The sequence below is a fragment of the Streptomyces sp. DH12 genome (genome assembly GCF_020873895.1).
Classification (GTDB): domain Bacteria; phylum Actinomycetota; class Actinomycetes; order Streptomycetales; family Streptomycetaceae; genus Streptomyces.
Genome location: NZ_JAHWGT010000781.1, coordinates 1 through 488, shown reverse-complemented (window position 1 = coordinate 488; position 488 = coordinate 1). Strand labels below are relative to the sequence as shown.

The 488-nt window shown below is 75.0% G+C and carries 1 pseudogene; it reads left to right on the top strand.

The annotated features are described in order from the left end of the window. Nucleotides 1-488 (top strand): annotated as a pseudogene (locus LPA54_RS37025) (protein kinase); the annotation flags it as partial.

The following is a 488-nucleotide window of genomic DNA, read 5'->3' as shown; positions in this document are numbered from 1 at the left end:
GTCTCCGTGCACGCCCTGATCGCCGCGACGCTGCTGGAGACGGCCCGGCGGCGCCTGCCCGGGGGCGACGGGGCCCGCACGCTCGGCTGCCTCTCCCCCGTCGACCTACGGGCGCGGCTCACCCCGCCGGTGCCCGCCTCCGACCTGGTCCCCGCGGTCACCACCCATCTGCAGACCCTGGAGGTGTCCGCCCGTTCGGAGCCGCTGGAGCTGGCCCGTGCCGTGCACGCCCGGCTGGGCGACTTCCTGGCCCGCGGCGACCACTTCCACGAGATGCGCATCACGCCGGAGATCCCGCGCAATCCCGCGCTGCAACTGGCCACGGTGATCGCCACGAACATGGGCGTGGTCCCCGGTCCGCGGCTGCCGGACGGGCTGCGGGCGGCCGACGTGCGCCTCGTTCCGGCCCGCGAGCACTACTTCCCGCAGACGGGACGCAGCCCCGTCATGGCGTGCGTGGTCTCCTTCGAGGGCCGGCTGTCCATCGA